Here is a 7,127-nt window from a genome sequence, read left to right on the forward strand (position 1 = left end):
ATGTCCAAATCGGACCCGTCGGATTTGTCGCGCATCAACCTGACCGACGATGCCGACGACATCTCGAAAAAGATCCGCAAGGCCAAGACCGACCCCGAAGCGTTGCCGAGCGAGCTGGACGGCCTGGCCGGCCGATCCGAGGCGGAGAACCTGGTCGGCATCTATGCGGGTCTCGCCGAGATATCGAAGGCGGATGTACTCAAGGAATTCGCCGGTCAGCAGTTTTCCGTGTTCAAGCCGGCCTTGGCCGATCTTGCAGTGGAAAAACTGGCGCCGATCGCCAGCGAGATGCGCCGCATTTCGGATGACCGCGCCTATGTCGACGCTGTGCTCAAGGACGGCGGCGAGCGCGCCGGCGTGCTGGCCGAAGCGACGATGAAGACGGTGCGCGACATTATCGGCCTGCTGCAGGGCTGATCGCGACATCGGGTGCACTGGCACAAGGCCGGCGACTTGCCGCCGGTCCCCCGCAGTGGCAGATTGCGGCCGCACGACATCGAGTAGATAGACATGGTCTCCAAACGCCTCAGCCGCGAAGCCGGCCATCGCAGGAAATTCCTGACGATCATCGACGACACGCCGGAATGCGAGCGTGCCGTCGCCTATGCCTCGAAACGGGCGCAGAGCACCAGCGGCACGCTGGTGCTGCTCTATGTCATCGTGCCGGACGATTTCCAGCATTGGCTGGGTGTCGAGAAGATCATGCGCGAGGAAGCCAACGCCACGGCGCGCGCCGCGCTCGACAGCTATGCCAACAAGGTGCGCCAGAAGCTCGGCATCGAGCCCGAGATGGTGGTGCGCGAAGGCAAGCCGACGGAAGAGATCCACAAATTGATCGAGGAAGACCAGGACATCGCCATCCTGGTGCTGGCCGCCGGTGCGGGCAAGGAAGGGCCGGGGCCGCTGGTCGGCGCCGTGGCCGGCAAGGGTGCCGCCTTCCCGATCCCGGTGACTGTCGTGCCGCAGAACCTGTCGGACGAGGAAATCGACAGCCTGGCCTGAGATTCTGCTCTTCAGGTGATGCCGGTCCGATGATGGGCGCGAAAAAACATTCCGCCAGCCAGCTGTTCCGGCGATGCGTTTCGCTTGAATGTCCAGCCAATTGAGCCTATTTAGAATTGTTCCAAACTAGATGCCCAAACGGGCACGGAGACGGCCATGTTCATCCAGACCGAATCGACGCCAAACCCGGCGACGCTGAAATTCCTGCCCGGCAAGGAAGTGCTTCTGGAAGGCACCGCCGATTTCCGCGATGCCGACAGCGCCGCCGTCGCCTCGCCGCTGGCCGGCCGGCTGTTCGAAATTCCTGGCGTCACCGGCGTTTTCTTCGGCTATGACTTCATCACCGTGACCAAGGATGGCCCCGACTGGCAGCATTTGAAGCCGGCGATCCTCGGCGCCATCATGGAGCATTTCATGTCCGGCGCGCCCGTCATGGCCAAGGCCGGCCCGGCCGCCGAGACCAGCCAGACCGGTGAGTTCTACGACAAGGCCGACGAGGAGCTGGTCATCACCATCAAGGAACTGCTCGATACACGGGTGCGCCCGGCGGTCGCCCAGGATGGCGGCGACATCACCTTCCGCGGCTTCGAGAATGGCACGGTGTTCCTGCACATGAAGGGCGCATGCGCCGGCTGCCCGTCATCGACGGCGACGCTGAAGCACGGCATCCAGAACCTTCTGCGCCATTTCGTGCCGGAAGTGCAGCAGGTCGAACAGGTCTCCTGACGCCCCTTTGATGATTCTACCCCACTGACCATCTGGTCCGATTTCTTCGCTTCCGGCGCATCGATCAGAAGGAACTCCAAAGTGATCTACGAACTTCGGGTTTACCGGGCTTTGCCGGGACGCTTGCCGGCGCTTCTTGATCGCTTCGACAAGATCACCCTCAAATTATGGGAAAAGCACGGTATCCGCCAAGCGGGTTTCTTTACCACGCTGATCGGTGCTTCGAACAACGACCTGACCTACATGCTGGCATGGGAATCGCTGGCCGAACGCGAAGAGCGCTGGACGGCGTTCGTGAAGGACCCGGCCTGGACACAGGCGCGGGAAGATTCCGAGCGTGACGGCCAGATCACCGAGACAATCACCAACCAAATTTTGGCTCCCACCTCGTTCTCGGCGGTGTCCTGACCACCGAGCAGGCGTCGCATCGCGCAAACAACAAAAAACCGGGCCGAATTGCCCGGTTTTCTGCTTGGGACGTCCGTTGTTGCCTAGACGGTCCGCGTACGAAAACTGCCTCTAGAGAACGATGACCTTGGCGCCGACCGAGGCGCGGTCATAGAGGTCGATAATGTCCTGATTCATCAGGCGGATGCAGCCAGACGACATCGCCTTGCCGATCGAATTCCACTCCGGGCTGCCATGCAGGCGATAGCCTGAATCACCGCCCTTGTTGAACAGGTACATGGCGCGCGCGCCGAGCGGGTTCTTCAGGCCTGGCTGCATGCCGCCGGCAAACTTTTCCAATTCCGGCTGGCGCTGGATCATCTGCCTCGGCGGCGTCCAGGTCGGCCATTCGCGCTTGAGCGCAATGTGGGCGGTGCCATGCCACTCGAAGCCCTCGCGGCCGACGCCGATGCCGTAACGAATGGCCCTTCCGTCGCCCTCGACGAAGTAGAGGAACTTGTTCTGCGTATCGACGATGATCGTGCCCGGCTTTTCCGGGCTGTCGTAGTTCACTTCCTGCCGATGGTACTTCATCGGCACTTTCTCGATCGGGATGCGCGGCAGCTGATAACCTGCGTCGGTGACCGCGCCGTAGTTGTTGGAGAATATCTGCGAGCCGATGGTGCTGCAACCGGCGATAGCAGTGGAGAGCGCCAGTGCGGCGATGATTGCAAACGACTTCATGCGCATCAGGTGATCCGGTGCCCCGCCCAACTTCGGCGGCACGAGTCGGCCGCTCTCTCATCATCATTCATGCTGGCATTTGCTTTGCTTGCCAAGCGCGCGATGCCTATATGCCTGCCTTGACGTACCGGTAAGCGTATCACTATGGCATTTTGGCAACAGGACTCACAGGATTGTGAAGCAAATTCAAGGGGCCTGCTCCATGGGCTCCTGGAAATCGAGGAGAACCGTCATGAATGTCGGTGACGCCGCCCACCGCTCCGGCCTGCCGGCCAAGACTATCCGCTACTATGAAGAGATCGGCCTGATCGCCCCGGCGCGCGCCGCCAACGGCTACCGCGATTATTCCGGAGACGACATCCACCGGCTGGCCTTCCTGCGCCGCGCGCGCAATCTCGGCTTTTCCATCGACGATTGTCGCCAGTTGATGGCGCTTTACCAGGATCGCAGCCGCGCCAGCCAGAACGTGCGCGAAATCGCCGCCGCCCATGTCACGGCGATCGAGGAGAAAGTGCGCGAGCTGCAGTCGATGCGCTCGACCCTGCAGAAACTGATCCATGCCTGCCACGGCGACGAGAGGCCGGATTGTCCGATCCTTGATGACATGGCGGGGGCGGCGTTGCCCAACGACAAGGGCGCCTCTGCGCCTGCACAATGACCGTACGCCGACGAGGCCCGACGCTTGGTCGACTCCTGCCGGAAGGACATCCGCAATGGTCTCGATGACCGTCGAACTGCGCAATGTGGAGGACACGCAGGCGGCCATGGGCTGGGCCGGCGGCCACACGATCATCGTCGACCGGCCCGAAGGCAAGGCCGGCGGCATGGGCCTGGGCTTCAATGGCGGCCAGTTGCTCGCCCTGGCGATCGGCGGCTGCTTCTGCAACGACCTTCGCTACGTCGCCGCGGAAATGGGCGTAACGCTCGACAAGGTCGCGGTGACCGTGACGCTGAACCTCGAAGGCAAGCCTTTGCTTGCGACCTCGTCAACCATGACTGTTTCATGCACGACGCTGGACGGCTCCGACCCGGCGGAGATCATCACGAGGGCCGCTGCGATTTCCACGGTCAGCAACTCCCTGCGCCAGGGCGTGCCGGTGAGCATCGAAACGGCCGCAACGGCGACCGGCTTGTCGAAGGAATGATCAGCGGGAACAGGCGTATTTGGCCACGTGGATTGTCAGAGATCGCTAAAAGGCCCACCGCCGGCACGGCAGAGCGATTGACCTAATTTTCTTCGGCATCTGGGCGCGTCAATCTGCCGCTCTATGTCTCCCCTTGTCGCAATGATCAACGATGGAGGTTGGCATGGATCGGCGATTGTTTCTGACTGGAATGCTTGGGCTGGCAGGGGCCGCGACCGTCGTCGCAATCGCCCGTCCTGCCACCGCCTTGGCCGGCATCCCGAATACGGGGCCCGGCATTCTCGATGAACTCGACAAACCGTCCGACGACATTCTCGGCCCGGATGGTCCCGATGTCCAGGACGGCGTCGAGTTCGTGCGGCACCGCAGATGGCACCGCCGCCGTCGCCGACGCGGGTGGAGGCGGGTTTGCCGTCGCTATTGGCGCAATGGCTATTGGCGCCGGCGATGCTTCCGCAGATCCTTCTGGATCCACTTCTGACGGGATCACCAAACGCGAAGGCTCCGGCATCCGCCGGAGCCTTCGCTATCGCTGCGGGCTTGAATCCAATCGGCAAAAAAGGCCCGCCGCCCCTCGGCAGCGGGCAGGTCCTGGAGTGCCGGGGGATCAACCCGGCATGGGGTCAACGAGCGGATCACCGGTTGGTTGCAGGGATCGGCCCGGTAGCCTTCCTTTGGGTGGACCGCCACCGGGCCTGACCGGAGCGGGGTGTATTGGGGGAGCCCCGGCTGCTTCCAAAATATCACCTTTCACTTAAATTAGCTTTAGCTAATTTACAGAAAGCCATGCGCCACCCGCAGATGGGTTGCGCACTTCACGGAAATGTCGAAGTGACGTCTCCCTGCTTATGCCATTCGACATTCGCGGAACTAAAGCGGTTGCATCTGACTTTGGTTGGTAACGCGCAAAGACTTTTTTCTGCTATCTTAAGGTTACTAAATGGAAATTGATCGGCGCGGCATATCAAGGCGATTTGCGCTGACGATCTCTTTGTTTTTCGAGGAACTGCTTGGCGTGTTCCGCCCAATCAGCCGCCGTGACTTTATGCTCCCGAACGGACTTTCTGAAAGCCTTGCGCAGAGCGTCAAGGTCAAAGGCCCATACTTGTTGGCCTTCTTTAGTGTTCGATTTTGCGTCACCCGTCCCCATGGAAGCGACGGTACGCACCGCAAACTCAATCTTTCAAGGATCAATGCCTGACTTCTTTTGGGTATATCCGGGTATATCGAATATACAATCGTCTGCATAAAACAGGTTCAAACCGTGAACAAAATCTGGCATGGTGCCTGGCATGCCGATCATCTCCCCCATCCTCATCAACCCTCTCATCGACGGCCGCCAGTCCGAACGCGCCATGCTGGTGCGGCGCGGCGTACAGCGGCTGCTCATGGATATGGGCGCACATGTGTTGCCCGAACTGTCGCTGGCCACGGGCCGCCGCGCCGACCTCGTCGCGCTGACCCGGCAGGGCGATATCTGGATCATCGAGATCAAATCCTCGATCGAGGATTTCAGGGTCGACCGCAAATGGCCCGACTACCGGCTGCATTCCGACCGCTTCTTCTTCGCCACCCATCCCGGCGTGCCCTCGGAGATATTTCCCCAGGAGTGCGGCTTCATCCTCTCCGACGGCTACGGCGCCGAGATCCTGCGCGATGCGCCCGAGCACCGCATGGCAGCGGCAACGCGCAAAGCGCTGATGCTGCGGATCGCGCGGGCCGGCGCTTCGCGGCTGCTGGCGGCAGAGCTTGCCGGCGTGTCGGTGCCGGCGCTGGAGGGTGAGAGCGAGTAGCGATTGTCCCCCAAGTCCTAAGACTGCCTCTACTCTTCACCGTCCTCCACGCCACCCCTGGCGGGCGCCATGAGCAGCACGGCAGCGCCCAGGATAGCGGCGATGAAGGAACCGGCGAGGATGCCGACCTTGACCGCGTCCTGCAGCGCCACGTCGCCGGCGAAGGCGAGCAGGCCGATGAACAGGCTCATGGTGAAACCGATGCCGCACAGCAGCGATATGCCGATCATGTGCGTCCAGCCGGCATTGGCGGGCAGGTCGGCAAGACCCAGCCTAATGGCAAGTGCCGAGGAGCCGAACACGCCGACCAGCTTGCCGACCACCAGGCCGGCGGCGACACCCAGCGTCAACGGCTCAATCAGCGCACTGACGCTGAGACCGGCGAGCGAAACGCCGGCATTGGCAAAGCCGAAGATCGGGATGACGAGGAAGGCCACAACCTCGTGCAGGCCGTGTTCGAGCCGGTGCAGCGGCGAATGGTCGAGATCGTGGCCGATCCCGGCGGAGCGCGCGAGCGGGATGGTCAGCGCCAGCGCCACGCCGGCAAGCGTTGCATGGACGCCAGATTTCAGCACCAGGACCCACAGGACGACGCCCAGAGCGAGATAGGGCACAAGCGTCATCACCCGCATGCGGTTGAGCACTACAAGCCCGGCAATGACGGCGAAGGCGGCACCCAGATAAGCCAGCGAAAGGCCGCTGGTGTAAAAGATGGCGATGATGATGACGGCTCCGAGGTCGTCGATGATGGCCAGTGCCGTGAGGAACACTTTCAGCGAAGCCGGCACGCGGCTGCCAAGCAGCGACAGCACGCCGAGCGCGAAAGCGATGTCGGTGGCGGTCGGGATCGCCCAGCCGGACAGGGCGGCCGCGTTGTTGCGGTTGACGGCCACATAGACGAGTGCCGGAACCAGCATGCCGCCGGCGGCGGCGATGCCGGGCAGCACGCGCCGGGGCCAGGTGGAGAGCTGGCCGTCCAGCGTCTCGCGCTTGATCTCCAGCCCGACGAGCAGGAAGAACACCGCCATCAGCCCGTCATTGACCCAATGCGAGACGCTGAGCGGGCCGAGATAGGCGTGGAGCGCGGAGAAATAGGTTTCGGCGAGCGGCGAGTTGGCGACGATCAGCGCCAGTGCCGCTGCCACCATCAGGATGATGCCGCCGGCCGCTTCGCTATCGAGGAATTCGCGGAAGACGGAAACCGGCCGCTGCTTCAGATCCTGCATGTCGCCTCCGTTAAGCCGCCTGTTTGGCGGGCTTCATTGTCCAAGCGCTAGCGCCGCCCCTCACCTGCCTGCCGGCATCCTCTCCCCGTATAGTGACGGGGAGA

The 7,127-nt window shown here is 62.3% G+C and carries 10 protein-coding genes and 1 pseudogene; 9 read left to right on the top strand and 2 right to left on the bottom strand.

Going from position 1 to position 7,127, the window contains the following annotated elements; all coding sequences use genetic code 11:
* The 4 genes and pseudogenes from EOC06_RS42235 to EOC06_RS10770 form a co-directional block, all read left to right on the top strand.
* Positions 1-417, top strand: a pseudogene (locus EOC06_RS42235) (tryptophan--tRNA ligase); the annotation flags it as partial.
* 93 nt (positions 418-510) lie between these two features.
* Positions 511-1,002 carry a universal stress protein gene (locus EOC06_RS10760; protein ID WP_013528063.1) on the top strand — a complete coding sequence of 164 codons (492 nt, stop codon included), beginning with the start codon at positions 511-513 and terminating at the stop codon, positions 1,000-1,002.
* 156 nt (positions 1,003-1,158) lie between these two features.
* The gene (locus tag EOC06_RS10765) at positions 1,159-1,728 is read left to right on the top strand and encodes a NifU family protein (protein ID WP_023811631.1); all 570 of its coding nucleotides are present in this window, start codon (positions 1,159-1,161) and stop codon (positions 1,726-1,728) included.
* Positions 1,729-1,809: 81 nt separating this feature from the next.
* A complete protein-coding gene (locus EOC06_RS10770; protein ID WP_127269475.1) occupies positions 1,810-2,136 on the top strand; it encodes an NIPSNAP family protein in 327 nt (108 codons plus the stop codon).
* A 111-nt stretch (positions 2,137-2,247) separates the two neighbouring features.
* On the opposite strand, the gene EOC06_RS10775 is transcribed toward EOC06_RS10770, so the two are convergent.
* Positions 2,248-2,865 carry a L,D-transpeptidase gene (locus EOC06_RS10775; protein ID WP_128307714.1) on the bottom strand — a complete coding sequence of 206 codons (618 nt, stop codon included), beginning with the start codon at positions 2,863-2,865 and terminating at the stop codon, positions 2,248-2,250.
* Between the two features lie 226 nt (positions 2,866-3,091).
* On the opposite strand from EOC06_RS10775, the gene cueR reads away from it, so the two are divergent.
* From cueR to EOC06_RS10800, 5 genes are all read left to right on the top strand, one after another.
* Positions 3,092-3,517 (top strand): Cu(I)-responsive transcriptional regulator, encoded by a 426-nt coding sequence (cueR, locus tag EOC06_RS10780; RefSeq protein ID WP_128307715.1) that lies wholly within the window; start codon positions 3,092-3,094, stop codon positions 3,515-3,517.
* A 55-nt stretch (positions 3,518-3,572) separates the two neighbouring features.
* Positions 3,573-4,004 carry an OsmC family protein gene (locus EOC06_RS10785; RefSeq protein ID WP_128307716.1) on the top strand — a complete coding sequence of 144 codons (432 nt, stop codon included), beginning with the start codon at positions 3,573-3,575 and terminating at the stop codon, positions 4,002-4,004.
* Positions 4,005-4,167: 163 nt separating this feature from the next.
* Positions 4,168-4,485 (top strand): protamine-2 (modular protein), encoded by a 318-nt coding sequence (locus EOC06_RS10790; protein WP_127321579.1) that lies wholly within the window; start codon positions 4,168-4,170, stop codon positions 4,483-4,485.
* Positions 4,486-4,944: 459 nt separating this feature from the next.
* Positions 4,945-5,205 carry a hypothetical protein gene (locus EOC06_RS10795; RefSeq protein ID WP_127321580.1) on the top strand — a complete coding sequence of 87 codons (261 nt, stop codon included), beginning with the start codon at positions 4,945-4,947 and terminating at the stop codon, positions 5,203-5,205.
* 91 nt (positions 5,206-5,296) lie between these two features.
* Positions 5,297-5,797 (top strand): MmcB family DNA repair protein, encoded by a 501-nt coding sequence (locus EOC06_RS10800; protein WP_050596738.1) that lies wholly within the window; start codon positions 5,297-5,299, stop codon positions 5,795-5,797.
* Positions 5,798-5,826: 29 nt separating this feature from the next.
* On the opposite strand, the gene nhaA is transcribed toward EOC06_RS10800, so the two are convergent.
* Complete coding sequence (gene nhaA / locus EOC06_RS10805; protein ID WP_128307717.1) at positions 5,827-7,023, bottom strand: Na+/H+ antiporter NhaA; 1,197 nt, start codon at positions 7,021-7,023, stop codon at positions 5,827-5,829.
* Positions 7,024-7,127: the final 104 nt, after the last annotated feature.

Source organism: Mesorhizobium sp. M7A.F.Ca.MR.362.00.0.0, assembly GCF_004023175.1.
Classification (GTDB): domain Bacteria; phylum Pseudomonadota; class Alphaproteobacteria; order Rhizobiales; family Rhizobiaceae; genus Mesorhizobium.

Excerpts from the sequence above, each read along its gene's own strand:
- EOC06_RS10760 (WP_013528063.1), top strand. The coding sequence starts at position 511 with ATGGTCTCCAAACGCCTCAGCCGCGAAGCCGGCCATCGCAGGAAATTC.
- EOC06_RS10765 (WP_023811631.1), top strand. The coding sequence starts at position 1,159 with ATGTTCATCCAGACCGAATCGACGCCAAACCCGGCGACGCTGAAATTC.
- EOC06_RS10775 (WP_128307714.1), bottom strand. The coding sequence starts at position 2,865 with ATGCGCATGAAGTCGTTTGCAATCATCGCCGCACTGGCGCTCTCCACT.
- cueR (WP_128307715.1), top strand. The coding sequence starts at position 3,092 with ATGAATGTCGGTGACGCCGCCCACCGCTCCGGCCTGCCGGCCAAGACT.
- EOC06_RS10785 (WP_128307716.1), top strand. The coding sequence starts at position 3,573 with ATGGTCTCGATGACCGTCGAACTGCGCAATGTGGAGGACACGCAGGCG.
- EOC06_RS10790 (WP_127321579.1), top strand. The coding sequence starts at position 4,168 with ATGGATCGGCGATTGTTTCTGACTGGAATGCTTGGGCTGGCAGGGGCC.
- EOC06_RS10795 (WP_127321580.1), top strand. The coding sequence starts at position 4,945 with ATGGAAATTGATCGGCGCGGCATATCAAGGCGATTTGCGCTGACGATC.
- EOC06_RS10800 (WP_050596738.1), top strand. The coding sequence starts at position 5,297 with ATGCCGATCATCTCCCCCATCCTCATCAACCCTCTCATCGACGGCCGC.
- nhaA (WP_128307717.1), bottom strand. The coding sequence starts at position 7,023 with ATGCAGGATCTGAAGCAGCGGCCGGTTTCCGTCTTCCGCGAATTCCTC.